This is a genomic window from Acidovorax sp. FG48 (assembly GCF_057809085.1).
The window spans coordinates 1-330 of record NZ_JBMDJH010000061.1 but is presented as its reverse complement, the minus strand read 5'-3'; the positions used below and the strand labels follow the sequence as shown (position 1 = coordinate 330).

General features: G+C 60.3%; 1 protein-coding gene. It reads right to left on the bottom strand.

Features of this window, described 5'->3' with window-relative positions; translation table 11 throughout:
- Nucleotides 1-268: hypothetical protein (locus ACODSU_RS25335; protein WP_488845731.1), on the bottom strand; the 268-nt coding region annotated here is incomplete at its 3' end.
- Nucleotides 269-330: the final 62 nt, after the last annotated feature.

Genomic DNA, 330 nt, shown 5'->3' with positions numbered 1-330 from the left:
ACTCGCGTACATCGTGGTCTGTTGGACGCCCGTGGATGCCTTCGTTTGTCACCCAGCGAATGCCCCGTTCACCGCCCGCGATTTCCTCCGGTGCCCACTTCGCTACTACAGGCGTGCACCACTTGGCTAAGACTGCGCGGGCGAAGGAACGCAGGCCATCTGGATCAAATCCGTGGGTGCTTAACCCCCGCTTGTCAGCCAATCCGAACCCAAAGGCTTCGTGCTCGACGGCAAGCGCTTCCAGCTCGTCGTCTGTCGGCTCAGTCATGGTTTGCCTCCTTCGCTTTGCGCTTCCAGCAGATGCAGCAGGCTCGATTTGCCAGCCACTTG